The sequence below is a fragment of the Candidatus Bathyarchaeota archaeon genome (assembly GCA_026014685.1).
Taxonomy (GTDB): domain Archaea; phylum Thermoproteota; class Bathyarchaeia; order Bathyarchaeales; family Bathycorpusculaceae; genus Bathycorpusculum.
In genome coordinates this window covers 1-25526 of record JAOZHW010000005.1, presented here as the reverse complement: position 1 = coordinate 25526, position 25526 = coordinate 1, and the positions used below count along the sequence as shown (strand labels likewise).

27 protein-coding genes, 2 tRNA genes and 1 pseudogene are annotated in these 25526 nt (G+C 44.4%); 14 read left to right on the top strand and 16 right to left on the bottom strand.

Annotated elements, in window-relative coordinates; translation table 11 throughout:
- Window positions 1-469 precede the first annotated feature (469 nt).
- Window positions 470-1027 carry a hypothetical protein gene (locus NWE96_02470; GenBank protein ID MCW3982840.1) on the bottom strand — a complete coding sequence of 186 codons (558 nt, stop codon included), beginning with the start codon at window positions 1025-1027 and terminating at the stop codon, window positions 470-472.
- Window positions 1028-1432: 405 nt separating this feature from the next.
- Here NWE96_02470 and NWE96_02465 point away from each other — a divergent pair, with 405 nt between their 5' ends.
- Window positions 1433-2008: a hypothetical protein gene (locus NWE96_02465; GenBank protein ID MCW3982839.1), complete on the top strand. Its 576-nt coding sequence runs from the start codon at window positions 1433-1435 to the stop codon at window positions 2006-2008.
- A 38-nt stretch (window positions 2009-2046) separates the two neighbouring features.
- Here NWE96_02465 and NWE96_02460 read toward each other — a convergent pair whose 3' ends face one another.
- The 7 genes from NWE96_02460 to NWE96_02430 form a co-directional block, all read right to left on the bottom strand.
- Window positions 2047-2286: a 4Fe-4S binding protein gene (locus NWE96_02460; protein MCW3982838.1), complete on the bottom strand. Its 240-nt coding sequence runs from the start codon at window positions 2284-2286 to the stop codon at window positions 2047-2049.
- Between the two features lie 59 nt (window positions 2287-2345).
- Window positions 2346-3242 carry an acyl-CoA dehydratase activase gene (locus NWE96_02455; protein ID MCW3982837.1) on the bottom strand — a complete coding sequence of 299 codons (897 nt, stop codon included), beginning with the start codon at window positions 3240-3242 and terminating at the stop codon, window positions 2346-2348.
- Window positions 3239-4024, bottom strand: a complete 786-nt coding sequence (locus tag NWE96_02450; protein MCW3982836.1) for an acyl-CoA dehydratase activase — start codon at window positions 4022-4024, stop codon at window positions 3239-3241. The genes NWE96_02455 and NWE96_02450 overlap by 4 nt, the downstream gene beginning before the upstream one ends.
- Before the next feature lie 14 nt (window positions 4025-4038).
- The gene (locus NWE96_02445; GenBank protein MCW3982835.1) at window positions 4039-5367 is read right to left on the bottom strand and encodes a 2-hydroxyacyl-CoA dehydratase family protein; all 1329 of its coding nucleotides are present in this window, start codon (window positions 5365-5367) and stop codon (window positions 4039-4041) included.
- Window positions 5368-5378: 11 nt separating this feature from the next.
- The gene (locus NWE96_02440) at window positions 5379-6362 is read right to left on the bottom strand and encodes a 4Fe-4S binding protein (protein MCW3982834.1); all 984 of its coding nucleotides are present in this window, start codon (window positions 6360-6362) and stop codon (window positions 5379-5381) included.
- Window positions 6363-6368: 6 nt separating this feature from the next.
- Complete coding sequence (locus tag NWE96_02435) at window positions 6369-7070, bottom strand: sulfite exporter TauE/SafE family protein (protein ID MCW3982833.1); 702 nt, start codon at window positions 7068-7070, stop codon at window positions 6369-6371.
- A gap of 125 nt (window positions 7071-7195) precedes the next feature.
- Window positions 7196-9412, bottom strand: a complete 2217-nt coding sequence (locus tag NWE96_02430; protein ID MCW3982832.1) for a hypothetical protein — start codon at window positions 9410-9412, stop codon at window positions 7196-7198.
- A 205-nt stretch (window positions 9413-9617) separates the two neighbouring features.
- Here NWE96_02430 and NWE96_02425 point away from each other — a divergent pair, with 205 nt between their 5' ends.
- On the top strand, window positions 9618-10412 hold the full coding sequence (locus tag NWE96_02425; GenBank protein MCW3982831.1) for a hypothetical protein: 795 nt from the start codon (window positions 9618-9620) through the stop codon (window positions 10410-10412).
- Window positions 10413-10770: 358 nt separating this feature from the next.
- On the opposite strand, the gene NWE96_02420 is transcribed toward NWE96_02425, so the two are convergent.
- Window positions 10771-11916: a hypothetical protein gene (locus NWE96_02420; protein ID MCW3982830.1), complete on the bottom strand. Its 1146-nt coding sequence runs from the start codon at window positions 11914-11916 to the stop codon at window positions 10771-10773.
- Window positions 11917-12545: 629 nt separating this feature from the next.
- On the opposite strand from NWE96_02420, the gene NWE96_02415 reads away from it, so the two are divergent.
- Window positions 12546-12947, top strand: coding sequence for a hypothetical protein (locus NWE96_02415; GenBank protein ID MCW3982829.1), 402 nt, complete (start codon window positions 12546-12548; stop codon window positions 12945-12947).
- 210 nt (window positions 12948-13157) lie between these two features.
- Here the strand turns inward: NWE96_02415 and NWE96_02410 are convergent, their stop codons facing one another.
- Both NWE96_02410 and NWE96_02405 read right to left on the bottom strand, forming a co-directional pair.
- Window positions 13158-14072 (bottom strand): hypothetical protein, encoded by a 915-nt coding sequence (locus tag NWE96_02410; protein ID MCW3982828.1) that lies wholly within the window; start codon window positions 14070-14072, stop codon window positions 13158-13160.
- 95 nt (window positions 14073-14167) lie between these two features.
- On the bottom strand, window positions 14168-14770 hold the full coding sequence (locus tag NWE96_02405; protein MCW3982827.1) for a hypothetical protein: 603 nt from the start codon (window positions 14768-14770) through the stop codon (window positions 14168-14170).
- Between the two features lie 74 nt (window positions 14771-14844).
- On the opposite strand from NWE96_02405, the gene NWE96_02400 reads away from it, so the two are divergent.
- Together NWE96_02400 and NWE96_02395 are read left to right on the top strand one after the other, a co-directional pair.
- Window positions 14845-15837, top strand: coding sequence for a hypothetical protein (locus NWE96_02400; protein MCW3982826.1), 993 nt, complete (start codon window positions 14845-14847; stop codon window positions 15835-15837).
- Window positions 15838-15839: 2 nt separating this feature from the next.
- Complete coding sequence (locus NWE96_02395; GenBank protein ID MCW3982825.1) at window positions 15840-16163, top strand: hypothetical protein; 324 nt, start codon at window positions 15840-15842, stop codon at window positions 16161-16163.
- Window positions 16164-16240: 77 nt separating this feature from the next.
- Here NWE96_02395 and NWE96_02390 read toward each other — a convergent pair whose 3' ends face one another.
- The 3 genes from NWE96_02390 to NWE96_02380 form a co-directional block, all read right to left on the bottom strand.
- Complete coding sequence (locus tag NWE96_02390; protein MCW3982824.1) at window positions 16241-16639, bottom strand: hypothetical protein; 399 nt, start codon at window positions 16637-16639, stop codon at window positions 16241-16243.
- A complete protein-coding gene (locus tag NWE96_02385) occupies window positions 16591-16830 on the bottom strand; it encodes a hypothetical protein (protein MCW3982823.1) in 240 nt (79 codons plus the stop codon). The genes NWE96_02390 and NWE96_02385 overlap by 49 nt, the downstream gene beginning before the upstream one ends.
- Window positions 16831-16912: 82 nt before the next feature.
- Window positions 16913-17851 (bottom strand): tyrosine-type recombinase/integrase, encoded by a 939-nt coding sequence (locus NWE96_02380; protein MCW3982822.1) that lies wholly within the window; start codon window positions 17849-17851, stop codon window positions 16913-16915.
- 350 nt (window positions 17852-18201) lie between these two features.
- Here NWE96_02380 and NWE96_02375 point away from each other — a divergent pair, with 350 nt between their 5' ends.
- From NWE96_02375 to NWE96_02365, 3 genes are read left to right on the top strand one after another with little or no spacing between them, the layout of a single operon-like run.
- Window positions 18202-18522 carry a metalloregulator ArsR/SmtB family transcription factor gene (locus NWE96_02375; GenBank protein ID MCW3982821.1) on the top strand — a complete coding sequence of 107 codons (321 nt, stop codon included), beginning with the start codon at window positions 18202-18204 and terminating at the stop codon, window positions 18520-18522.
- A 1-nt stretch (window position 18523) separates the two neighbouring features.
- Window positions 18524-19171 (top strand): 4Fe-4S binding protein, encoded by a 648-nt coding sequence (locus tag NWE96_02370; GenBank protein ID MCW3982820.1) that lies wholly within the window; start codon window positions 18524-18526, stop codon window positions 19169-19171.
- Window positions 19161-19412 (top strand): hypothetical protein, encoded by a 252-nt coding sequence (locus tag NWE96_02365; protein ID MCW3982819.1) that lies wholly within the window; start codon window positions 19161-19163, stop codon window positions 19410-19412. Before NWE96_02370 ends, NWE96_02365 begins: the two co-directional genes overlap by 11 nt.
- Window positions 19413-19770: 358 nt before the next feature.
- Here NWE96_02365 and NWE96_02360 read toward each other — a convergent pair.
- Window positions 19771-19848: transfer RNA gene (locus tag NWE96_02360), tRNA-Val, on the bottom strand.
- A gap of 295 nt (window positions 19849-20143) precedes the next feature.
- Between NWE96_02360 and NWE96_02355 the strand changes: the two are divergent.
- From NWE96_02355 to NWE96_02340, 4 genes and pseudogenes are all read left to right on the top strand, one after another.
- Window positions 20144-20551, top strand: a pseudogene (locus NWE96_02355) (PKD domain-containing protein).
- A gap of 54 nt (window positions 20552-20605) precedes the next feature.
- Window positions 20606-22075, top strand: coding sequence for a PKD domain-containing protein (locus tag NWE96_02350; GenBank protein ID MCW3982818.1), 1470 nt, complete (start codon window positions 20606-20608; stop codon window positions 22073-22075).
- Window positions 22076-22268: 193 nt separating this feature from the next.
- Window positions 22269-23519 (top strand): DUF2400 family protein, encoded by a 1251-nt coding sequence (locus NWE96_02345; protein ID MCW3982817.1) that lies wholly within the window; start codon window positions 22269-22271, stop codon window positions 23517-23519.
- A gap of 44 nt (window positions 23520-23563) precedes the next feature.
- A complete protein-coding gene (locus NWE96_02340) occupies window positions 23564-23926 on the top strand; it encodes a hypothetical protein (protein MCW3982816.1) in 363 nt (120 codons plus the stop codon).
- Here the strand turns inward: NWE96_02340 and NWE96_02335 are convergent.
- A complete protein-coding gene (locus tag NWE96_02335) occupies window positions 23923-24342 on the bottom strand; it encodes a Mov34/MPN/PAD-1 family protein (protein ID MCW3982815.1) in 420 nt (139 codons plus the stop codon). The two genes, NWE96_02340 and NWE96_02335, sit on opposite strands and share 4 nt — an antisense overlap.
- A 118-nt stretch (window positions 24343-24460) precedes the next feature.
- On the opposite strand from NWE96_02335, the gene NWE96_02330 reads away from it, so the two are divergent.
- Window positions 24461-24548: transfer RNA gene (locus NWE96_02330), tRNA-Ser, on the top strand.
- 111 nt (window positions 24549-24659) lie between these two features.
- A partial coding sequence (locus NWE96_02325) for a methyl-accepting chemotaxis protein (protein MCW3982814.1) occupies window positions 24660-25526 on the top strand: 867 nt, incomplete at its 3' end.

Genomic DNA, 25526 nt, shown 5'->3' with positions numbered 1-25526 from the left:
TTCTGTTGTTACTCTGACTTAGACCCCCTCCCCTAGTCTGCGACGTACGTTAAACCCGGAATCCAAAAAGCAAATCACAGTATAAACTGCGGGTTGTTGTGTATAGAGCTTTTTCCGCAACAACAACTACTGTGTTGCCCTGATTGCTTAAACAAGGTTGGGGTAGCGTGCTTAGGTATGACGTGTGTTCTTACAGTTTTGATATAGTCTTCTTTACGACTTTATATTACCATAACACTTTAGGTTTAGTTTGTGTTTGGAGAGGTGGCTTAAGTGTGTTGGTTAGACCATTAGCCATCCGTCGTTCGAGGAGAAAGGAGAAGGCTTCGAAAACGGAAAAGGTATGCTTGGCTAGTGGTGTTCGCCTTCAACCTTAACCATTCCCTCCAATCACTAAGCAAACAGATAGCCAAAAAACTGTTATATCGTTTATGAAAACAAAATATGGATTTAGCCTACAGAGTAAATTTTACCCTATAGCTAAAACGCCTTCTAGAATACTCTGTTCGGAGACACATAATTCTTTAGACAAAAACGCCTTAAGCACGACAGACAACTTGGGAAGAGGTCCACTATAGTTGATGATTTGGTTGCCTTTTACGGCATCTGCTTGGAAGAGTTTCTCGTCTTCCTTATAATTAAACGAAATAGTCGGGGCGCCTAATGCTAATTTCTGGAAATCTTCCCATACTTTACAACGCAAGATCACTGTAGGTCCACTCTGCGCGGCAACGGGTGCGACTACAGATTGCACAGGTTGCTGCTCTTTAACTGTTGGGGCTGGAGCGCTGACTTTTGCTCCTCCAACGTAACCGACGAGGTTGGTTACTTCTTTTTGCAGGGTGGTGATTTTTTCTTCCACTTTCTCTACTTTGTTGCTTAGTTCTCCTGCGTCGCCCATCTGTTCGGTGACGGTTGCGAGTTCATTGATGAGTTTGTCTAAGTCTCTTTCATGCTCTTTTAGGACGTTAACGATGAAGTCTACCGCTTCCAGAGCTTCGTCTTTTGACTGCGGATTTTTCGCCATTTTTACTATTTAACCCCCACTTAACAAACCCAATACAGCGTTTTGCGTATATAATGTTAGCGAATCGTCAAGTAGAATCAGAGCAACAGCGTAACTATATTTATTGAAAATTCTGTACAACAACAAAACAGGACAAATTGTCTCTGCGCCGCATTAAAACAAAGCGATTTTCTCACTTTGGGCGTGATATCGAGGTAAAAATTGGATTAAAAGCCGAGTTACAGGTTTTTTGATTAAAAAGGGGCTTAAATTGGGCTTATCTTTTGTTTTTTAGTTAAATCCGTTAGCTTGTCTATTTTCTGAACTTCGAAAGTTATAAATAGCGAATGTAGCGATTTACGTTTTATGAAAATCAAACAAGCGTATATCTCAATACTTCTCTTTACCCTTTTAGCAAGTGCACTCTTGGTTAACATCGCAAACACAAATGCACAAAGCAGCGAAGAATCAATTACAGTAGTACTAAATGCACCCGCCAACAACACAGCTAAAACCGACAACTTTAACGTAACATTCTCTTACATTCCATACCTTGTCGGTTCAGACAAATTCTACGGTGCAAACTTGGTACTTAATGGAAGCGTAATCCAAACGGCCACAAATCAATCAGCAATATCAAATAACCAAGTAAATTCAATCAGCTACACTTTCACCGCGAACGGAACCTACTATTGGAACATAAGACTCCAAAACAGCACTCATGCAGTGATATCTGATGAACCGCGCAACATCACATTAGCGGTTTATGTCGCCGAGCCTACTGCAACTCCCACTCCAACACCCACCCCAACAGCTACCCCGACACCTACACCTGCTCCTACAGCTACAGCGACACCAAAACCTGCTACCCCAACACCCACACCGGAACCGCCAGCTGACCTGCTTGGCACCTGGGGCATAGTCATCATCGCCATAATTGTCATAGCTGCAGTCGGCGCGATAGCCATACTTGTGCTAAGACGTAGAAACCAAGGTCCATAAAAGGGCACCCTACCTTTTTCTTTATTTCCAAAAATAGTTTATCGTGGATTCCAGACGCATCTTATTGCTTTTGAATCGCAAGCTAAAACGCATGGCGTCTGCCCGCGGTCAGGTTTGCATGCAGCGCAGGTGTAGCTGATTTTTTTCCGATGTACCTCGGCTACTGCGGCGACGGTTTTGTCTTCTAAATCGATGAATTCAGTTATTAACTGAAGCGCCTTTTGGGGGCATCGGTCAACGCATTTACCGCATCCACTGCAATGCTCAGAGTCCACTATTATGTAGTATTCACCTGAACCATCCGTGTAGCCGTAATGCGTGATTATGCCAATTTCACCTATGCCTTTTGGGCTTTTTCATAGAGTGCTTTGCCGAAAGATGCCGCACCCAATGCACCCGCAACCATCGGATCTAAGCCGCCTTCCCGCCATTTCGGCGAAGGTAAAGTTTTGACACCTAAGATTACTTCGATACGGCTAACTATGCCTTTGTTCTTTGATTGACCACCTGTAATGACCAGTTCTTTTTCGAGACCCACACGGTTGATCAAGTTAGCCATACGCACAGCCATAGCCCTTGTGTAGGCAGCTAAAACTTTTTCCTTAGACCAGCCTTTACGTAAAAGACCCATAGCCTCTGTTTTTGCAAACGCAACACACGTGCAACTTACGGGTTCGGGTTCTTTTTCGACCTTAAGTGAAATGTCTCCGATTTCTTCGATGGAGATTTGAAGTAGGTCAGCGAAGACTTCCATGCCTCTGCCTGTGCCTGCGGCGCATTTGTCGTTCATGAGGAAGCTGACGACTCTGCCTGTTTCGTCGATTTTTATGGCTTTAATGTCTTGGCCGCCGACGTCGAGGACTGTGCGGACGCTGGGTCCCCAAATGTAGTTTGCCCCTTTGGCGTGGCAGGCGATTTCTGTGATGGCTTTGTTGGCCATGGGAACGTTAACTCGGCCGTAACCTGTGCCCACGATGAATTTTAGGTCGCTGACGCTGAGTCCTGTGTCTTTTAGAGCGAAATCTAGGGCTTTTTTTGCGCTTTCAGGGCTGTTGCTGCCTGTGCGGGTAATTCCCCAAGCGTACGCTTCGCCGTTAACCATGATGGCTGCTTTGGAACCGACTGAACCTACGTCTACGCCTGCGGTGATTATGTCGTTTTTGCTCCATTTGATGTTGGGCATTATGCGGTGGTATTCTTGCCAACGCCAGAACTCGTCTCTGACTCCACTCATTTAGATGCCTCCTTGACGCGTGTAGCCGCAATTAACGCGGCGCCGAGTGCTCCAACGTATTCGGGGTACTCGGGGATAACCACGGTGAGCCCTAACTTACGGTTTAATGAAGCGACAAAGCCGGGGTCTTTGGCTACTCCGCCGACCAGCACCACTTCGGGAGTTATGCCTAATCGGTGCATCATGGCTGAAACACGGTCTGCCATTGCGTCGAATACGGCCCGTGCGATTTCGGGTTTGGATTCTTGGCGGTGAATAAGCGAGACGACATCGGATTCGCCGAAGATCACGCACGATGCGTTGATGGGGCTTGCTCTTTCAGCTTTCAGGGAGAGTGGTCCCATTTCTTCAAGTTTCACTTCTAGTGCTCTTGCCATGGCTTCAATGAATGCTCCTGCACCTGCTGCGCAGCGTTCGTTTACGACGAAGTCGACCATTACGCCGCGTTCGTCGGTTTTTACTGCGCGGGCTTCTTCTGCGCCTACGTCGATTATTGTTCGCGCTTTAGGAACGAGGTATACGCCTGCTTTTGCGTCGGCGCCCATCATGCTGACTGTGCTGTTTGCGTAGGGTGCCATGTCCATGGCTGAACCGGTGGCAGCAAAGTGGTTTACGTCTGAGAGTTTGAGGTTGGCTTGTGTTAGTGCTTCGTTGACTGCTTGTTCAGCGGCTTTTGTGGGGTCAAACCCTGCAAAGGCTTGTGCTCTACCTACAACATTTCCGTCTTTTAGGACAACAACTTGTACACGTTGCGTGCCTAGATCCATTCCGACTGTTATCAATGCTTCATTTCACCTTAGATGTCGATTCTTGCGTTGAGCATTTCCAAGAAGGCTTCAACACGTGTCTTCATTTGCCCAACGTCTTCTCTTGTGTATTCGGTATCCAAATAGTAAACTGGAACATTAATTTTGTCTAAAGCTTTCTTTACTCGAGCGTATTCCATGGCGTAGAGCATGCATCCGCGAACGACGTAGTAAACGACGCCTTGAATTTTCCATTCTTTGACTTTATTTAGTAGCCAGTTTATGCGGTCTTCGTTGCCGTCTTTGCTGGTGAAGCATGGGCATGTGGAGGCCATCAGGTAGCGTTCGCTCATGGCGTTTAGCATGTCATCCATCGACCATTCGTCTACTCCGATGGGGTCGTTTAGGATGCGTTCTCCGCTGCATTGTTCGTCCGCGACGATTATGCCCTGTGGGTTGCCTTCCTCAACTAGGGTGGGTAGCTTCCAGTTGTCGGGCCAAAACATCGGTGTCCCTGTAACCATTACGCGTGGTGTGTCTGGTGAGACAACCCAGTCTTTGCGTTCCGCCCGTTTTTCAAGTTCGTCGCAGAGGGCTTCAGTTTTTTCTGTCCAGCGCTTCTTGTCATCCCAACTGTACGCCTGATTGACAAGCATAGCATCTCTGCCCATGATGACGGGGTTGCCTTTCCGGAGTTCTTGTAGTCTGCGGAAAGCTTTGGTTGCGCGGTGGCTGATTTCTATGGCTTCTTTCAGGTTTTTACGTGTTATCTTGTTGCCTGTGAACTGCTCAATTTGGGTTTTCATGTGTTTAATTTCATCGTTCCAGAAGCGTAATGACTGTGTTGAGTCTTTTACGCGGGGGATGTTCATGCCCCAGATGGTCTTTGTGTCGCCGAGAATTTCGCTAAGTTTGGTCATGCCGTCGCAGGTTAAGACGCTGATTAAGGCGTCGCTTTGCTCCAAAAAGGGCGAAAGTTCAATCATCTTTGCTCCGATAGTGGAGCGGATAACTGGACAAACCTCAACTGGCACTACTCGGTCCCCGAGTTTTGATGTGTCATACCAGCCTGAGTTTACACGCACTGGAATCGCATCTGCAGCCGTGATGAGTTCAGTTGGCGCGAAAAGACACATGTAACCGATGACTTTTTTGCCTTTTTCTTTAGCTGCCTGAATTTCTTGCTGGCGTTGCCCAAACAGGTTTGCGATGTCATCGAAGTACTTCATGGCTTCGGGGCGGTGTGGGTCAGCTTTTTTCATTCGCTCGATGTTGTCGGCGATGATTTTTAGGGAAGCGGCTTTCACGGTGTTTCTTAATTCATCCATCTCTTTTTTAGGCATATCAGGCATGAATTTTTTCTCAACGGTTTTTGTCATTTCTTTTCTCCTCATTCAACCTTTGGCGGCTGTAACCAATCTCTAGACTTAAACACGGTCTTGTTACCAACCTTAATTTTAAGTGCGTCTTCATAGGGGCACATTTCGACGCATCGAGCGCAGAGCATGCATTGGGATGTTGCGATTTTTCCGCCCTTTTGCTCATAAACCTCGTTAACTTGGACAGGGCAGACGCGTTTGCAGACACCGCATTTAGTGCATTTTTCTTCATCTTTATCCACGTACACTAAGGGAACTTTTCTGAATGCTTTGATCTGGTTTATTGCTGCCAATGAGATGCCTGTGGGGCAGAAGCGGCACCACGCTCGTCTGATGAAGAACCCGCCGATTAATGTAACGGCAACAAATGCGATGGCGAATATTTGACCCAGTTCCTCTCCAGTGAAAGTTATGATGTTTTGAGCGTATGGGTAACTTAGGTTAACTCCGCCGATATTTAGCGGACCAGTCCAAGGCACAATAAAGGGTATCATGGGATCAAGCAAAATGCCATACGGACGAAAATGCCCCGCCAGAAGTTGAGCCATCAGCGGGGAGACTAAAATTTCCTGCGGATCCAAAAGCCACAACACAGCAGGTAACAACAAGAAAACAAGTAAAATCAAGTAGCGTCCTTTATGCAGGGCTATGTTTAGTTTGTCTGGGAGTAAGCGGTAGCGGATTTTAAGTGCTCTGCGCAGGAGGCTTTCTAAGTCCATGATTAACCCAAATGGGCACAGCCACCCGCAGAAGAACCTGCCTATGAACAGCGTGATGGCGAAGAGGATTATGAGTTCATAGAGCATAGGAATGACTGCCGAATAAGAAAAAATGTAAAAAATAGCTGCAAAAGCGACCGCTTGAATGACTAACCTCAGAAATGTTACGCGCATCGCAAGATTTTTCTTCCAAATCAGAATCGCCAGTATCCCTGCTACCCCGAGCCCCGCCAACACAGTAAGGCGCAATAGGTCCCCGATTAGTTCTCCAGCCATAGTCTATCACGTTAACTGAATTAGGGAATTGTACATTGTATAGGCACCTAGCAATATTAGAATGCCGCCTCCAGCGATGGAAATCCCCTTCCTAAACAGCGGTGCTTTACTTAGCAACCAACCTGTAACTCCACCTAATAATAGCATCGGCGAAATTGTGGTTCCCAAACCGAAAAGCACTGAAATCGCCACGCTCCCCGCAGGCGAAACCAATGGCAACGAGGTCGCCAAAATCAAAATCAGCGGCGGACAAATAACAAGCCCCCGAGTTAACCCCAGCGAGAAAGCACCGAAGTCAACTCCGTGTCTGCCAACTTTTCCTGTTCCAAAGAAACTTGGCTCGTTTTTGCCGATGCATTCGCAGGCGGGCTTTCTTATTCTATACAAAACCGACGCCCCGATAAGGACTGTAACAATTCCAAAGGCAACTGAAGAGTAAATCTGAAAGGGTGAAAAAGCTGTGTCTGAAATCAACAGCCGTATCAACCCACTAAACAAAGCGATTATTATGCCAATCGCGGTGTAAGCAACTACCCGCCCAGAGTTAAAAATCATGGTGATTTTTACGCTCTTTTTGAAACCTGAACCGACTCCTGCGATGTACCCTGCCAAAAGCGGCAAACAGGATGCTGTACAAACCGCCAAACCGTAGACCAAGCCTTCACTAAAAGCCCACAGATAAGGATTAGTTAAGTCCGTTGTCGACATGTGTATGTCTCGGCAGGTTTTATTTACAGCAAATAGCAGTCTATCTCATTTAAAGTTTACACATTTTTTGCTTAACACATAAATAATTTCGTTATATGCAGAAGAAAAAATAAGAAAAGGGCGGTTTATGGCGGTGGAATGTAGCGAGTATTGTACTGCTGCAAATACGCCAGATGCGCCGCGTCGTAGGGGTAGCTTTCGTTGCTGGTGTATGGGAAGCCCGTCATATCTAGAAACGGCATTGGATCAACAGTGAATTCAAAGCCGTAACCCCATGCTCCAGGGGGGTCTTTAAACCAGCATGCAACTACAAAGAAGTAGTCGCGTTCCATTCCTTCTGCGACTGGCGCAAGGTTTTCAGTGGAGAATTGCATGTTGACTTGGTCGCCTTGTCTGCCGATGACAAACATGTCGTCTGCTTCCTGCAGTAGCGGTGTTACGTCGCCGTATCGGGTGAAGTAGCCTGAGGAGATGGATTTGGTTTCCCATAGCTGGCTTAGGGTTGCTGATGTTGGTTTAATTATCTGTTGAGTAACGGTTTGTTGAGTTGTTATGTCTATTCCGATGTAGTCGTAGGTTACGTTCCAGAAATTGTTGAATCGGATCTGGTATTCTGTGACGTCATCGGGGAATATGCCTGTTAAATCTATTGTGTAGGTACGTGAGCGGTAATCTGAAGGCAAGGGAATGTCGCGTTGAACTCTGATCCAAGTTCCGTTGGCGGCTTTAACTTCCAAGTATGGTGCAGGCGTGATTTCGGTGCCATCTACTAGTATACCTTGCTTGGCTGCTGCGATGAAACTGTCTATCCAGTCATAGTATGGTTCAGCTAATCCCCAATCTACCATGCCCGTTACGACTAGTTTAATTTCTGATGCCCCCTTGAGGTTGCCTAAATTCAGGGTTAACTGGTTTAGAGTGATATTGTTCCAAACGCTGTCATAGCCATTAATGCCTGGAGTGAAAATCCCATCTTGGGTTAAAAGTTGCGCTAACACGTTTTGACCTTTTTCGTTGGTGGCGCTTATGGGGGACAAAATGTTGTTGCTGCTTACGGTGTAGACTTTTCCAGTTGAACAGTCACTTAGATAACTGGTCATGGACATGTAGGCGTCTGTGCCTATTGGGTGATCAACGACTAAGAGGTATGCTTGGTCTAAGTAGTAGAGTTCATCCCATTGCTGGGAGAGCGTCATGTCAAAGTAGCCGTTCTTAGCTGTTAGGATATTTCGGTCTAGTTTAACGTAGTCATAGGGGTTTCCATCTTTGAATACGATGGTTCCATTCGACGTTATGTAGCCGATGTATCCAAGCCACCCTGAGTTAGAAACGTCAGTGACATAAGTGTAGCCTGTGCCGTTCCAGATGTAGAGGGATGGACAAGACGCATAACCGCTGATTAATTGATAGGTGGCAACCAAAATCGTGCGACTGTTCAATGTGAAAGTTCTCGAGGGGCTTCCGACGCCGTCGCTCCAAGTGTCGAATGCCAAAACGCCGGTTCCTACATCGAATGGTGATGGCATAGAAATGCTGTATTGTCCTTCTGGTAAAACTGCTTGGTAGGGTGTTTGGAGTTGTTCCCCGTTTAGGGTAAAGGGCACTGACTTTGAGCCGCCGCCCGATCGGTTGATGGTGAGTGTGTGGTAGCCTTCTTTTACGACGATAAAGGAGCCTTTGAGTGAGTTGACTTTTACGGTGTGTTTTCCCTCAGTTGAGGCGGTGACGTTGAATGAGATTGTTTGACTAGCTTTTGCGTCCAAAACTATCGTGGTAGAGTTAACTATAACGTCGTTTACTGAGACTTTTATGAATAAACGATCGGTTTCAGCCGATGGATTGGTAGCTAAAACAGTTACTGTAACTGGGTAGTTGGGCCAAGTTTCATAGGGGTCCATCTTCAAGTTCGAGAGCACAATTTTACTGGTTTCAGGCGGTGCCTCTTTTAGAATAAAAAAGCTTTCCAAATCACCTATTTTTACACTAAAGTTTCCAGGATTGTTTTCGATTACTGTGAATTCAACGATTTCTGAGGACTTTAAACCTGGCAAGGTGAGGTTTGTGGATTCTCTGAGGGCGTTGTTTACTTCGAGGTTGATCGTGGTGTTACCTTCAACGTCGCCGATGTTTGTAACATTAACCGAGACCAGTATCGCTTCGCCAACATAGGCCTCAGGAGGCGTTACGGTCAAGTCAGTTAGGATAAACGTTGCTGGTTTTGATGCGCCTGTTATTGTACCTTCGTTTAGCAAATAGAAGTAGGCACCAGCTGCTGCTGCAACAATTATCAAATCCACAATCAAAATCGCTTTTAATTTAACTACGGCTGAACGTGAAAGCATCCTTTCAAGCACCCTCAATTAACGTATTAGGATAACTATTTGAGCAATAAATGTTATGTTGATTTGTATTTTTGCTGAAAAAATGGGCAACTGCAGTGTTGATTGCACAGGTTTGTTGGCGCACCTTTGCAGTCACATAGACAAATATAGTCTCTTCAATTAACGTATCCACAAGCTAGCATGCTACAATAAGGAGATATTTTTAATGGCTAAATCAACAAAAATCCTGTCCATGACTTTTCTTTTTGGCTTACTGCTTTTTGCAGTCTTCGCTACATCGATAAACGTTACAGCACAGGGCAATGCGACAGTAGTCTTCTTAACCACAGTGGGCGGCACAACTAATCCCACTGGCACACAAACCTACTCGAACGGTCAAACTGTCACTATGACGGCCACCCCAACGGATGACACCTTCATGTTCGATCGGTGGATTGTTCAGTTTGATTCCTCATCACAGGTACTAACTGATAACCCTGCCTCCATCACCGTTATGGGCGGCGCCACTTATGTCGTTGAAGCAATCTTTGTACCCTTGCTTCCGCCTCCGCCAGTTACCAGCCTTCCCGCTGACATCTCAAAAGCAGCCATAATCGTCGTTTTGGCCTCTGCAGGCGGAACCACAAACCCCCCACCGGGCACTTACGCTTTGGCTGACGCAACCCAGACCACCCTTACAGCTATTCCCTCTGAGGGTTACCAGTTTTCCCATTGGTCGATCAGCGGCTACCCAATTGTAGGCGCACATGGAACAGCACCCTTCACCACAACTCCCACAGATAATCCGTACACTGTGGATCACGGCTACGGAAACCGATACGCATACCAAGCAGTCTTCGTCCCCACAGGCAGCACAATACCAACACCGACGGGTGGAACCTCACCGACGCCCACCAACATAGGCGGGTTATCGATGGAATGGTGGATAATCATAGCTTTAGTCGTTGTCGTCATTATCGTGCTTGTTGCTTTCGGAGTCTACGCTGCAAGACGCCATTAACCTTTTTTCTTTTTTTTTGAACCTGCATAGAAAAGCACGTATGACGCTAAAATTGACGGGTACAGGCCGATGCAGATGTGAGCTGCTGCTTTGCGCCTAAGAAAGGCGTCGAAGTCCCCCAAAAAACTTGCATCTAAGAATCTCGTAACGTCTTCTTGCGACTTTATCCAATGGCCTTCTCCAGCAAACTGCGGGGCGGGTTTGCTTATAAACTTCATTCGTAGAAAGAAGTAAAAAATAGGCTTGTGGAGATGTCTCCGTCCCAGCCTTAGGGAAAAGTAAATTTTGTGGGATTAAATCATTGAGTTGATACTGTTTGCCTCTAGATTTAAGTTTTGTGTTTTTGACCTATTGCAAGTTAGCTGTCGTTTTCACTATTTGCTTGGCCTGAACTGGATGCTTGATTTGTATTATCTTGTGTCTGGTTTGTATTGCTATTTGGTGGTTTAGGTTGAGATTGAAAGCGGTCGGGACTTATTACTGGTCCGCCGTCCCCCTCCAAATAAGGTTCTGAAGAATCCGAAGTTGATGGTGGTTTGGGTGGTTTTTCTCCACTCAAAGGTTGTTCATGTAAGGGTCCATCCTCAAGACCACCTTTTGCTTCAGGCGGATAATGAAGAATAAGATTACCCACTTCTTGAGGGCTTAGTTGGTGATTGTGTATAAGTGTTCCGCCCACTTCACCGTCGTCCGAGCTATCGGTTCCTGTTGAAGCAGCCCCAGCGCCTGCACTTGCACCTGTAGAAGCACCAGAGCCGCCAGCTATAAAGAAATAGTAAATTACGACCCCAGCAACAACTACAGCAGCTAATCCTCCTACAATAAGTACTGTGCTTGTTGGGAAGCTTGAGGTGGTTTCTGGGGGAGAAGTGTTTTGCATTACTGCGTTTGGTGTTCCAAGCATTACATAATCATATTTCGCATTACCTTGCCAAGGAGAACTAATATCTACGCCTATAGCTGCGGATTTTTCTGTATCTTCTTCTTGGTAGGTATTTTGTAAATTCCCGTTAAAGTACATCTTAATAGTGTTGCCTTCACGCACTAAGGCAATTGTTATCCATTGGTTTGCTTTTTCTTCAAATATGCCGAAATGCAAGATTTTTTTGTTATCTCTATAAAATGCGAATTCTTTGTAATATCCATCTGCGTTAAAACCGTATGAATGCTTCTCCGTAAGGATAAACACGCCGTTTGTGGTGTGTCCTTGTCCTAGCCACATGCTTTTAGTTTCGACTTTCCAATCATAAATGCCGCTTGCAAAGTGATTATGATAATAAACGATTGCGTCTCCATCCGTTCCGTCTAACGTTAATGCTCCTGCGCTTACGCTGATTCCTGAGGGATTTCGATACAGTGTCCAACCCGCAGACTTCATATCTTGATTGGACGAGTAGTTGAAGTCATCACTCCAATAAACTTGATCTGTTTGTGCTTTAACGAAGCAGGCTAAGCCTAAAAAAAGCGTAAAAACCAGAAGCAACAAGCATAACTTGCTTTTCACACTTCTCCCTCAATTGTATTCAATTTGCTTCTCATTATAAGTTTTGCCATAGAGGTAGCAGACTTGCAAAAACAGAGCCATTGGTTGCGAGGAGGGTGCCCTTTAGGGAGGTGTACTCGCTACCGAGGTGTTTTTGATTAATTATCTTATATTAACAGCTTAGGGATAACATAAGGAAATATTATTAAGAGAACAATAAACGCCAGAATAATTACAGAACTTAAAGCTAATATAAATCGGGTCGCTAAATGTTTTTTTCCATTGTTGTAGAGTTTTTTAACATAGAAAATAGAATAAACTACTATGGCGGTTAAGAGCATCAGTGGTAAGATAAAACTTAGTGCGCCAATAGAGAGCCAAACTAAAGGGATAATTAAGAAGATGCATCCAACTGCTGTAAGAATAATAGATATCTCTTTTAACATAATTCAACACTTCTCAGCTTCAAAAATAAATCATTCGTTAATTTCACTAACTCATTATTTTTTGGGGTCTTGGGGGTAGCAAAAAACAGGGCTATCGCGCTATCAATTCTTATGAATTAATTTGCTTGCTGATTGTTCTCTGTTTGTCTATTGTGCGTTGAATAGAATTATTAACGAGTGTAGCCATATTTAGCGAGATGTATTATGAAGAAATTAATTGTGATTGGTGTTATAGCCGTAATAGCAGTTGTTTTAGTCATCGGAGCTTTGATTGCCACTGGAATACTAAGTTCATTTTTCTCTTCCAATGTTACTCCTGAACTTAAAGAGGCTTCCGTAGCAGTCAGCGTTGGAGGCGGCTACAATAGCGAAACGGGCCTGTTTGATTTACAGGTCAACGCCCAAAATATGGGGCAGAAAGATGCAAAGAACGTCAGAGTTGATGTAACGTTCTTTAACGTTGATACACAGGCGGAAATTAAAACAGAAACAATAACCATTGGCGATATATCAGCAGGAGATTCCAAAGACATCAGTACATCCGTCCAAGTTTCAGGTGGTTCTCCACAGGTTTCCTGCAGAACAGGCACCCCAGTATGGGATTAATAACGCTTAGCGCACACTATAATTATTTTTTTTTCACAAATAATTCCGCCTCGGCGGTAACTCTTGTGGTTGCTCGCTTCCAGCTTTCTATTTGTTCACCAAAACACTAAAAGATGTGAGGCGATGTTTGGTTCGTTGGGGGATGATGTCGCCGTCCCAGCCTTAGGGCAAAGTAAATTTCTGAGACTAAATTACTGATATTGCATGTTTCTAGTTATAAGCTTTTGCAGGTTGATGCAGGGGTTGTCTGCGTGTTCTGACTAGAATCAGGACTAACAATATTATTATGACCGATAAGAAGACTGCAATTATAACGATAAAAGTCAATAAAGGCATTGAAATCATATCTTTAACTTGTTCTGAGGGGCTCACGGAAGTAGGGCTACTAGGAGAGATAGATGTCGGCTGAGTAGTCACTATGGATGTAGGATTGGGCGAATCAGTTGAAGAAGTCAGGTGTTCAGGTATAGTAAACGTTTGTACATTGCCGCTTATTTCGCCTTGTACGACACCTGATACTAAATGTCCAGTCAAATCCCCAATATACTCATACACTCTAAATTGCCCATCATGCATTAGCATTGCACCGACATGAACATCGATTTGGGAATGAGACGGATAATCACCGCCAATCGATACGGTTGTGTATTCGGATGCAGTTGCTTCCAATATTTTATTCCAACGAGGCGTTTTGGTATAATTGTCGGGGAAATTATACTCATATCGCCAATCGTTTTGATTTGAAGGGTCAAAATGACCTGTCACATATATGTTATAATATAAGTAATAATTTACGCCATTCAAGTTTTTTGTAAAAAGTTGGTTCTTAATTTTAACTTCTATTTTGCTCTTATCAATTATTTCGAATGTCTTTACTCCAGTAAATGAGTCTATATGGGTTATATTTTCTGACGATGGAACAAATTTCAAGGTAAATTCGGGAGGTGTTGGCTTTTGTGTCATTGTTGATTGCGCATAAGTTGATTCAATACTTATTAGACTTGACACCGCTAAGATTACAACTAAGCATAATGAAAGATACTTACCCATTTTTTCCATGTTAGCTACTGATGAAAGAGTTCGGTTATATAATTTACTTATCAAAGGTAAGTCTTCTGGGTTCAAGATATGGCATCCAATTTTAACAATCAGTCGGCGGCAACCCTTGTGGTTGCTCGCTTCCAACTTTTCTCTCTAAAACCTGCTCGTTGCTCTTTTGATTACTCCTCAATTAGCTGGTTTAGGGTCTTAATCATTTCTTGAACTATAACCTTTAGTTGAGCATAGTATTTTGGGTATCGTCTGAGTATAGTTGATACTTTTTTACCTGTTTCTATATCCATAGCTTCTGCTGTTCCAGAAAGAATTATCTGTGCAACCTCGGCAAATCCAAGAGTTCCTTTTCCCTTTACATATGAATAAGCGGTTCGCATCATAACGGGGTCAAACAAAGGGATTACCTGTAAGAAGCAATGGGTAATTTCCGCTTCTGGATACAGATTTTTTGTCTGTTGCAACAATTTATCGGCATTTGCACCTTCCATTAAAGCCATTATCGTGCCTTCATCTGTTAACCAATAGCAACCGAAATCTTGCTCACGATAACGTTTTACAGTTACTTTCGCCACTAATTTTTTGTTTTCTAAACTCTTAAAAGCAGTATGAGTAGCTGAGTAATCTTTTGAAAGGGCTATTGATATTTGACGGATTGTTTTAGGCTCGTTTTCAGCCATGTAGGTGACTATCGCTTTTTGCAGTGAAGGTAAGCTATCGCTTTTGTTAAGAGTTTTTGACCTATGCTCTCTTGATTTTTTGCTCACCATATGTTTTCCCAAGCTAAGGTATGTTATATACTACCTTATATTAGTTGTTATCATTATCTTGGTTGGCGAATAAAATGGCACAACAAATGCAAACCCAACATGATAATGTAGTTTCGGAAATCCGCAACGACTTCTGGAGCTATGGCGAGTATGAACTCGTGGGTCATGGAAAACAAACCTCTCCAAAATGCGGAACATTCAACAAATACATGGGGTGCCTTAACTACAAGGCACATAATCAAGCACGCTTCTTTACTGAGAGCATACCTGAAAATGCAGTTTTCGCCAAGCCCATTTATCATTCATGCGATAAACCTACTTGCCCCGTTTGCTTCAAGTATGGTTGGGCTGTTCGTGAAGCCTATCGAATGGAAGCACGCCTCAAAGACGCATCTAAGCGTTTTGGACTTCCAGTTGAGCATATTGTCGCAAGTGTCAGAAGCGAAGACTATGGGTTAAGCCTTGATGCATTACGCAAAAAAGCTATCAAACTTTTGGCTAAACGGGGCATAATCGGCGGTTCCATAATCTTTCATGGTTTCCGTTATGCTAACCGAAAAGAAGCGTACATAAAAGCAGTACCTTTTGGTTGGCGCTGGAGTCCACACTTCCACATTCTAGGCTTTGTTGGCGGTGAAGGTTACGGTAAGTGCCGAAAATGCAAAGGCGGTGACTGTTACGCTTGCAAAGGCTTCGAAGGCGTTACAAGACGTGAGAACAAAAAAGACGGCTGGGTTGTCAAAGTCCTTGAGAAGCGAAAAACAGTAGGCGGAACTTGCTGGTATCAGCTCAACCACTGCTCAATTCAGCGAGGCTCCAAAAAATCTCATGCCACAACATGGTTTGGCGCTTGCTCTTACCGAAAGCTGGAAATTATTAACGGTGATGACGTGGGAATTCAGCATAAGTGTCCTATCTGCAATTCCGAGTTAGTCCATATCCGATACTTAGGCAACTCTAAACTCTTGCTTACTCGAAAAGGCGAAATCCTGAGCATGTTTGCAGAGGATGGGACCCCGCTCTGGGAAGTTGAGCATGAAGGCGATGGCAATGAGGGGTGCGGATAGTGATGATTCGTCAGCAGAGAAGGCGAATAGAGCGCCAATGGGCTAAGATAAAAGTGGGTGACGACTGCACAAAATTCCTTGAGCGAGAAAATCTTTTCTCAATGCCTCACGTCATAGAATTCCAAGCTACTAAAATCTCAAAGAAACAGCTTAGAGTTCGTAGTGTGGGTGTTTTTGAAAACCATAGATACGGTGGGCATATTGAGCTTGTCAGTATCTGCGAGTTTGTTGCAGGAGAATTCAAAGTGCTGTCTCACAAACAAATTGGCGTTATCCCCGAAGGTGACTTTTGGGAAGGTGAAGAGATTGATGATACCTGCGAATAGCGTTTGGCTCTTGCGCAACGTTCGGCAATCTAGAGGCTGAGCGACCCGCGAAGCGGGAGCGAAGCGGACTCATGCTTTCAATCTGAAACTACTTTGATTACATCAGTGTTGAATCCGTCCCATTCTCCATTCCATAACAAAGAAAAGTTTTTAGAGACAGGGCCATGATTACTTGAAAAAACGGTTACCTTGATTTTGTATCGGGTATTTGCGGCGAAATTATACGGGCGATGGGAAGCAGATTTTAAAGATATTCTCGGTATGTTCGTTCCATTATCGTTAATCAAAATCAACATAGCAAGAAATTCGTGGTCTTTTGCATTAATAGTAATCGGCGAAAACGTGTTTTCAGGGCCAATTTTGGGTTCTAAAAATCTTCTTACCCAATGTAGAATTGATGGGTCGAAGAGGGATTTGTTGTTTGCATTTAATGGTTCAATTTTGGCTTCACAGTATGTTGCTGGCGTTTTGCCCATGTTAGAAATCGATAATCTGATTTCTTTTGAATATCGCCTGTATTTTGATCCCTAAATTCGGTTAATGCAGAAAAATCGAGATTCATCGATAGTTTGGGTCTTTTTAGCCATTTTAATACCTCTGTTAGTACAAGAGCGAAGACAGCTCCTGAAAAAGCCGTTATGGCATAGCCAATTATTTGCCATTCCATTTCTTTTTACCGATTCCTTATCTACGAATAATCTTATAAAACCTTGTAATAAGAAAAATTCTAATTAGATAAAAATAGCGTGCTACAATGGTTTTTTAAAATATGTTATTCCGTCCGATTGACATACTAAGATGCAGTCATCTTTGATGGCTTTTTCTATTTCCCCTTGATTATGGCATATTACTGGTATCCAGTTAACATTGCTATCATCGAATACGCTAATATAGCGTTCTATGCTTCTGAAGTCCTTGTGTCCTAGTAGTTGCTTCACATAGAAAGCATTGTGTCTAGAGAGGGTGTATTCTTTGGATGCTTTGAAGCGTCTAAAGTCATAGAGACAGATTTGTTTGAGTTCTAGCATGTTGTAATCTTTGGCTAGTCTGTTTCGGCAATGGCGGTACATGTCGCCTAAGTAGTCTGAGCTTGATACTTCAAAGAGTTTGCTGTTGGCATTCAGTTGCTTTTTCTCTATGTATAATTTGAGTAGTGCGATTGATTTGGGTTTTAGCTTTCCATCTCGTCCTACTGTATGCTTGGCTCCTGTAATACTCACCATTCCAGTGTTTAGGTCAATGTCTTTAACAGTTAACCATAGCAGTTCTTGGGGTCTTGTTCCTAAATCTTTGAGGATTGATAGTTTGAGCGCCATTTCTAAACGGAAATGGTTAATCATAAAGTCTAAAAGGGCTTCCTTTGGTGCCCTGTGCTTTTTATCGTACCTTTCATAAAACGGCTTGTTCCAAGATAAGCCTAAGGATTTTATTACAATATTGTATGATTCGATTAAATTCTCTTTTCGAGCGTTGGAACAGTTCTTTTTGGCAATAAAGAGCTTGACTTCTTCGGGACTTGAGGTGTTGCAGTTTCTTTCTAAGTGCCTTAGCTCCTTAGCTACTCTTTTGATGGTCGTTTGTTCATAGGCGTTCTTGAGCATCCAAAGCATAACATTTGGAATGTTTAGTTTTCCTATATCTTGGGGTTGTTGACTTGCTTGCTGGGTTTCTTGGGTTCGTTTCTTCATTTTCTTGTCCTCCTTTAACCCCAAGACTTTATAGTCGGGGACGGTGCATTTTCCATCGGGGGATGATGTCGCCGTCCCAGTCTGATCGGGAAAGATGAAGAATTAAACGAATGACAGACCCCAAAAGTTAATGGTGCTATAGTTATGCGTTGTCCGAAGTGTGGTTCGTTGCGGGTTGAGCGGCTGAGAAATCAAGAGGTTAAGTGCTGTGCGTGTGGGTTGGTTTTTTATTTTGTTACGCCTGATACGGGTTCGGCTGATTTGGGTAGATATCAGCTTTAGTGGCCAATAGGTTTATATGAATAATGTTTCATATGAATAATTATTCATGCAAATAGTGAGATGGGAAAATGAAAAAAAGCCTAACCACAATCTGCCACCGCTTCTTCACAAACCTATCCAACCCCACCCGCCTCGCAGCCATCGAACAACTCATCAACCAACCCATGAGCGTAACCGAACTCGCAGCAGCCCTCGGACAAGAACAAAGCATGATCAGCCACAACATAAAACCCCTCCTCGACTGCAACATCCTAATCAGCCACCGAGAAGGCAAAAAACACATCCTAACCGTCAACCAAGAAACCATAGCCCCCATCTTTGAAGCCATAGAAAACCACGCCCAAAAATTCTGCCCCACAGGCGGAAAATGCCTAAAAGGAGAAAAATAAAATGAAAAGAAAAATCGTACACATTAATGAAGAACTCTGTAATGGATGCGGAGCATGCATCCCTAAATGTGCTGAAGGCGCACTCCAAATCGTCAACGGAAAAGCCAAACTCGTAAAAGACACCTACTGCGACGGTTTAGGTGCATGTTTAGGTCAATGCCCACAGGGCGCAATCACCGTTACAGAACGCGAAGCAGAAGCATTCAACGAAGCCGAAGTCCACGAATACCTAAAAAGTAAAGGCATAGAAAAACCAGTCACAATCCAACCAGCCCAAGCTGAACCACAGAAACCCCAATGGCCAGTAAAATTGGACCTAGTTCCACCCAAAGCACCCTTCTTCGAAAACGCAAGCATCCTCTTAGCCGCTGACTGCGCACCTGTCGCCCTCAAAAGCTTCCACGACCTGATGGCTGGAAAACGCGTCATCATCGGCTGCCCCAAATTCAACGACGCCAGAGCTTACGCCGCTAAACTAACTGAGATCCTAAAACAGAACAACATCGCAGGCATAACCGTAGTTCACATGGAAGTGCCCTGTTGTACAGGGTTGAAGTGGGCAGTCAACAAAGCCATCGAGGGATCAGGTAAGCAGGTTCCAGTTAAAGAATACGAGGTCAAAATCGGAGGTGACATCGTTGAGCTCTAAAGACAAAATCGAAAAGAACCCTGAAACATGCCCCGGACTCCGTGACTTACTCCAGCCTAAACCCGCTTACATCAACTGCCACGTCTGTGGCGGCGAGTTGGAAATCTGGAGTGATGAGGACAAAACAACTTGTCCCAGCTGCGGAGCCGAATGGAAACGCCCCGACCCCTCCGCCGCGTGTTTGCAGTACTGTCAGTTTGCTGATAAATGCCGAGGCATAATTGAATCACGCAAAAGATAATTTTACCGCCCTTTTTTCTTTTGGTTTTTTAATTCAGCTTATACATCCACAAACTACAAAAACAATCACCGCCAGAAGGTATGTTGGCTTTCACTCAGTGTCGCTTGCTATGCACGCGTAAAAGCCCCTTACATGTATCCTATCCGTGTCTGTGAGCTCGGGAGGCCCAACTTTGACTTTAAGCGGGTGGCGTGGACGAGCGCCAGTGAAAGCCTCTTCTTTTCACGCGACCTCTCAGATGTTACCTCCCCTCCCTAGGTCTTTATTCAAAGCTGTCTTTTTTGGTGCTGGATTCATTTAGAAATTCCTTAAAGGGACTATCAAAGAATGGGTTACTTGTCGAGATAAGGTAAGAGAATGGTGGGCCGAACCGGATTCGAACCGGCGACCTTCTGCACGTCAAGCAGATGTCCTAACCAGGCTAGACGACCGGCCCACACTATTAGCCACCTTTCCTACTGCGTCTTCCTATTTAGGCGCTTCGATTCTTTAAAGGTGCCTTGTTTCTGAACATTTTACTTTCGCATCCTAAATACCTTATGCATATCATCAAATCAAAGAGGTGTTAATCGTAGGTTTCTATGCTCAAATCACTTGCCACACGGTGTTAGAGATATTTCTGTTTTCGATGTATTGCTTGCTTCGGCTTACCGCTTAATAAAGGCAAATTTCCTATGACTGAAAACAAGCAATATGCTCTATAAATTAAAAAGACTCAGGAAGCGAGTAAGATGCAAACCAAAATTCATCCTTCAAAAAAAGTCTCAGCAGCTTCGATAATTATTCTAATTGTCCTAGCCGCTCTCAGTTCATTCATAGCATACACCTATGTCACGGGCTCGGTTAACGATAACGATCCTCAAGCTCCAGATGACACAGGCATAGATACCACTTCAAATTCTAAGCCAAACCCGCCTCAAGCGGCCCTGTTTGCAAGTTTCAGATACACAGCCCCAATTGTCAATTACAACATTAGGTTCATAGACACATCCCAAAAAGGTGCCGACGCGATTACACAGTGGTCATGGAATTTCGGTGACGGCACAACAAGCACCGAACAGAACCCCCGACACGCATACTCAACCACTGGCGTCAAGACCGTCACTTTAACAGTAACAGACTCCAGCGGAAAAACAAGCACCACAACAAAAATGATCTTTGTTGAAAGCCTCCGCGGCTTCACAGCGCCACTTATGCGTTTACTGCCGATTGCTGATTTCTCAGTGTCAAACGCTAATCCCTCTGTAAATCAGCAAGTTGTCTTCACCGATAAGTCCACTTCATTCCTTGGTGAAGTCACTTCTTGGTTGTGGGATTTCGGTGACGGCACAACCAGCACCGTGCAGCATCCATCGCACCTATACGCTGTTGCCGGTGTGAAAACTGTTACTTTAACAGTTACTGACTCATTCGGTATTTCAAGTACAGTCACAAAAACCCTAAACGTAGAAAAAGCCATCGTGATTAATGCCCCAACAGCAGACTTCGCTGTCTCATCAGTTAATCCAACTGTCCTTCAAGATGTCACCTTCACCGATAACTCTGTTGCCGGCTCAGGCGTAATCAATCAATGGCTCTGGAGTTTTGGTGATGGAACAACAAGCACACAGCAAAACCCAACACACGCCTACTCCTCCATCGGCGTCAAAACCATCACTCTAACGGTAACTGACACAAACGGTAAGTCAAGTTCTATCTCAAAGAGTATAACCGTTGAGAAGGCTCCATCTGCAGAATTCACGGTTTCCAACGTTAACCCCGTACTTCAACAAATCGTGAGCTTTACTGATACTTCTGTTGCGGGTTCAGGCGTAATTAACAGTTGGCTTTGGGATTTCGGTGACGGTGTTACAAGCACACAGCAAAATCCAACCCATGCATACACCACTGTTGGCCTAAAGACCGTTACTTTAACTGTGACCGACTCGAACGGCAAAACAAGCACTGTAACCCACGAATTAACCGTGAACGACTATACGTCACCCACTGCAAGTTTCACCTACAGCCCAACTGTACCTGTAGTCGGGGAAACAATAACTTTCACATGCACATCACTCCACGGTTCAGGAATGGTTAACCAGTTCCTATGGGACTTCGGAGACGGCACAACTAGCAGTGAACATCACCCAACACACGCCTACACAACCCCAGGCGTGAAAACCGTTACTTTCACTGTAACAGACGAAAATGGCAAAACAAGCACCACAACCCAACAAATAACCGTAATCGACCTTTCAACGAAATCTCTAGTTTGGTCAGGTACCGCGTGGAGTGCCACTGACATGCGTAACATCTATGGGTCCACTGTGACTTCACCTGTTCTTGAAGCAGGCAAGATTTACGTCATAGAGGTTTCCGAGATCTTCTGGTATAATGCTTCAGCGAATCTTGCAGCAGACGCCATGTACTACTCTGCAGATGCATCGAACGCGTGGGACTGGAGTGACTCCAACCTTGCACCCAACGGTCATTCATTCTTACAAATAAACGGCAACGACGTCAATTGGGGCACATTTAGCAACGGAGCTACCTTACATACATACTCAATAATCTACGTCGGTCAAGGAAAAGCGTTAACATTCGAAATAGTGGACTGGATGGACAACAACTATGACAACAACTACTGCCACTTGCCGATAACGATATACTCTGTAACAGTTTAGCTCCAGTTTAATTTCAAAATGAGGGGTACCTTTATCCCCTGATTTTTCTGTTTTTTCCACCTCAAACATCTACATTTTTCTTAGCCATAAAAAAAATCAAGGACACTTAATGCTCGGCATGCTCGGGGGATGACAGAAGTTTTAAGCATCCTTGCACAATAAACAATACACCTACTTTACGGAATCACGGGTCATGGCTGCAAATGACGAAATACAAGCGCTACTTGTGGAATTTATAAACAAAAACTCCAACGTTGCTGACGTCCAATGGGACCGCCGCATGAGTCCGCGGCTGCTTTTTAATCCCTACTCCGAGAAGTATGAGGAGAGACGGATAGCTGCTCACTACTTTTTGCTTGCGTCCTCCATCTTGGATGATACAGTAGTCGGTTACCCTGAGAATGCTCGTATGCTGATGGTTTATTTGCATGAAGCGTTTGGTAACCAGCTGTTCGAAATCAAAAAAGCGCATCTCTTTGAAGAAGAAATAGTCAAAGCCGAATTCTACCACGACTTGGGTCCGAATAAAAAAGCAGCCTCTGAAAACCTTGCCTCCGTCAACCTATTCATCCGCAATACTGCTGAACGTAACCTGCTTAAGTATGCTCAAAAATTCACTAAACCCAAAGACTTCATCGAAGACCTATCAAAAAACATACCTTCTCTTAGTGGCCCCCACAAAGATCGCGCTTGGACCTATATGCGGTGGATGGTACGACCCCAACCTGACCTACAGATTTACGATCACCTGCTACCCGAGGACCTCTATGTTCCATTAACTAAAGAGAACGCGAACGTGGCTGCAAGTTTAGGAATCATTTCCACTGCTTCGCCTTCCCTTTGGCGCGATGAACCAACAGCTGCTCAAGCCAGACAGAGGCTAACCGATTACGCTAAAAAACTCTTTCCACATGATCCTGCAAAAATAGATTACCCCTTTTTTCTCTTAGGCAGATGGTTAAAGCAGAAAACTCTCAATCGCTACACGCTCAAGACTGCCCTTGACTTCTTGGAGCGTATGCAGAAAATCACGGGGCAATCGCAAGCTTACTATCAAAAGATGAGCCGCTACAAGAGTGGCTGGGAAAAGAAAACTGCCCTTACCTTGCTTCGTATGCACATTCCCTATGGGTATGAAACTATTAGTTTTCCTTTACCTAACGAGGTTTATACTCCTGATTTTATTTTGGAGAAAACGGTGCAGGGCCGAAAAATCATCTTGGAACCGCATTTTGAAATGACCAAAAAACAAGCCCGCAAATACGCTCTCTTCAAACGCACATATGGGCACAAATTCTTGTTGATTCTTCTGCTCAAAAACGACCTTATACCTCTTTATCATCAACGTAAAATCTTAACTGACGATGTATGTGACGATGTGTGGCCCATCGAGTTCATTCACCTCTTAGTTGAGAAAATCCGAAGGGGAACATACGGACAATAAACCACCTTAATTAAGCGCCTCGACGGTTTAGCGGTGACTTGCCAATGACTCAGATTGACTTCAAAGCTTACGTTGTTGCGTTGATTTTAAGCGGCAAAACCGAGGCTGCATTGGCGTTGCTGGCAAAAGAATACTGTGTCAGTGTGCCCTCTTTTAAGGTTGGGTTGCCAAAAAAGCACAAAATCAAAGCATACGGCTGCTACACGGCCAAAACCCAAACCATAAGCGTACAGAACAGCGACATAGTGACTAACCCTTTTGTTGTTTTGCATGAATTCTATCACCATCTTCGGTGCCGCGCAGTCGATGGATTGCATAGGGGAACTGAAGGTAATGCTGACAAATTCGCTACGGACTACCTTGCTGCATTTCAATTAGCTACAATGACAGCACAAAAAGAGACTTAGTAGAATTCTTCATCTTTGCATTCTATGGCAGCGGTCACTTCGATTGGGAGTTCATCGCCGTTTGAATCGTAGGCAGCTATGCATTCTTTACCTTCGTAGGGATAACACACGATCAACAGTACACGCCCAAAAAAATAGTTCAAGTCTACGTGACTGGGGGAAATGTCGCCTGAGGGATGGGAATGCACCGTTCCGACAAGTGAGAAGTCGCCTGAAAACATGTAAGGGTTGAAGTGCACTTCCCCTTCTCCGTGAATGGCAAAGGGAGCGAGAATCAGGTCGGTGATCTGTAGGGTGTTTTTCTTTTTTTTGCCTCGTAGTAGCAGGAAGCTTTCACGGGGGTAGAGTTCTTTGGCGCCTGCATAGATGGTTTCGAGTATGTTGCTTGGGATATGTATTGTTAAGGGTGGCGACATATCAGAAGGGTTGAATTTGTCAGTTAAGAACCTTACCTTACTTGCTTTTTAAAAAAGTAGCTGTTGGTGATTCGGTAAACATTTAAGACACAGTGAATTAAGAGTGTTGATTTGTTGTGCCGAGATGGCAGAGTGGTTAACGCGCGGGCCTTGAGAGCCCGTGGACCTCCCGGTCCGCATGGGTTCGAATCCCATTCTCGGCGCCAACAATCATTTTTCAAAATATTCCAGTTCAGATTCTGAATTCATAACTGATTAATACAAAAATCAGCAACAACCAGACAACCCCTGAAAATGTTTGGAGTGCGCAATAAACAATGCCTGACGAAGCAGATAAAAAAATAGCAGAGTACGAAAAAAAACTAGAAACCCTAACAAAAGAATTAACCAAACAAAAACAGATTAACATAGAACTAATCAAATCCCAAGAAAAAATCCTCGAAGACGCAATAAAAGGCGCAAAAGACATCATAACAAGCAACGAAGAAACAATTAAAACCAACCGCCAAATAGCCGAACTGGCAAGCAAAGCCCAACTATCTGCAGGTCAGGTCTCAAAACTTGCAACCAACTCCACAGTAACCATCGACAATGTGGCTACTGCCGCTAAAAGCGTCGGAGAAGTTGCACAGAAGGTTTTTTCTGCTGCAGGAAACGCTACTAAAGCAAGCGTTCGTGTCTTAGACATGGGTCGACAGGCAGCTAATGTTTCTAATCAGATGGCTATTGGTATGCAGCAGGTTAGCACTGCATCACAGCAGGTCTCTACAGGCGCCCAAAAACTTGCCGAACTCTCTCAAAACGCCGCACGAAGCACCGAAGCTTTAAAGAAAGTCATGGATGAAGCAGGAGTAATTGCTCGTGAAGCGACATCTGTAACAGATGAGGCAGTGCGCCGCTCAAGAGAAGCCAACGAAAAAAGCCAGTTAGGTCTAAAAGCTATTGAAAACATAAAAAGCGACATTACCCGCGTTTCCGAAGCTGTTACTTCTATGGTGAGTTCTGTTGAGCAGGTGGGTCAGATGGCTAATTCGGTCTCTGATATTGCTGGTCAAACCAACATGCTTGCTTTAAACGCGGCTATTGAGGCTGCTCGTGCTGGTGAAGCTGGCCGGGGATTCGCCGTCGTAGCCGACGCCGTTAAAGGCTTAGCGGGGCAGTCCAAGCAAGCTGCAGGCTCAGCA

Bases quoted from the DNA above. Each gene is read 5' to 3' on its own strand.
- NWE96_02335 (MCW3982815.1), bottom strand. From the start codon at position 24,342: ATGTCGCCACCCTTAACAATACATATCCCAAGCAACATACTCGAAACC.
- NWE96_02430 (MCW3982832.1), bottom strand. From the start codon at position 9,412: ATGCTTTCACGTTCAGCCGTAGTTAAATTAAAAGCGATTTTGATTGTG.
- NWE96_02470 (MCW3982840.1), bottom strand. From the start codon at position 1,027: ATGGCGAAAAATCCGCAGTCAAAAGACGAAGCTCTGGAAGCGGTAGAC.
- NWE96_02445 (MCW3982835.1), bottom strand. From the start codon at position 5,367: ATGACAAAAACCGTTGAGAAAAAATTCATGCCTGATATGCCTAAAAAA.
- NWE96_02440 (MCW3982834.1), bottom strand. From the start codon at position 6,362: ATGGCTGGAGAACTAATCGGGGACCTATTGCGCCTTACTGTGTTGGCG.
- NWE96_02350 (MCW3982818.1), top strand. From the start codon at position 20,606: ATGCGTTTACTGCCGATTGCTGATTTCTCAGTGTCAAACGCTAATCCC.
- NWE96_02395 (MCW3982825.1), top strand. From the start codon at position 15,840: ATGATTCGTCAGCAGAGAAGGCGAATAGAGCGCCAATGGGCTAAGATA.
- NWE96_02425 (MCW3982831.1), top strand. From the start codon at position 9,618: ATGGCTAAATCAACAAAAATCCTGTCCATGACTTTTCTTTTTGGCTTA.
- NWE96_02385 (MCW3982823.1), bottom strand. From the start codon at position 16,830: ATGGAATGGCAAATAATTGGCTATGCCATAACGGCTTTTTCAGGAGCT.
- NWE96_02400 (MCW3982826.1), top strand. From the start codon at position 14,845: ATGGCACAACAAATGCAAACCCAACATGATAATGTAGTTTCGGAAATC.
- NWE96_02340 (MCW3982816.1), top strand. From the start codon at position 23,564: ATGACTCAGATTGACTTCAAAGCTTACGTTGTTGCGTTGATTTTAAGC.
- NWE96_02415 (MCW3982829.1), top strand. From the start codon at position 12,546: ATGAAGAAATTAATTGTGATTGGTGTTATAGCCGTAATAGCAGTTGTT.
- NWE96_02370 (MCW3982820.1), top strand. From the start codon at position 18,524: ATGAAAAGAAAAATCGTACACATTAATGAAGAACTCTGTAATGGATGC.
- NWE96_02455 (MCW3982837.1), bottom strand. From the start codon at position 3,242: ATGAGTGGAGTCAGAGACGAGTTCTGGCGTTGGCAAGAATACCACCGC.
- NWE96_02435 (MCW3982833.1), bottom strand. From the start codon at position 7,070: ATGTCGACAACGGACTTAACTAATCCTTATCTGTGGGCTTTTAGTGAA.
- NWE96_02405 (MCW3982827.1), bottom strand. From the start codon at position 14,770: ATGGTGAGCAAAAAATCAAGAGAGCATAGGTCAAAAACTCTTAACAAA.
- NWE96_02380 (MCW3982822.1), bottom strand. From the start codon at position 17,851: ATGAAGAAACGAACCCAAGAAACCCAGCAAGCAAGTCAACAACCCCAA.
- NWE96_02375 (MCW3982821.1), top strand. From the start codon at position 18,202: ATGAAAAAAAGCCTAACCACAATCTGCCACCGCTTCTTCACAAACCTA.
- NWE96_02390 (MCW3982824.1), bottom strand. From the start codon at position 16,639: ATGGGCAAAACGCCAGCAACATACTGTGAAGCCAAAATTGAACCATTA.
- NWE96_02345 (MCW3982817.1), top strand. From the start codon at position 22,269: ATGGCTGCAAATGACGAAATACAAGCGCTACTTGTGGAATTTATAAAC.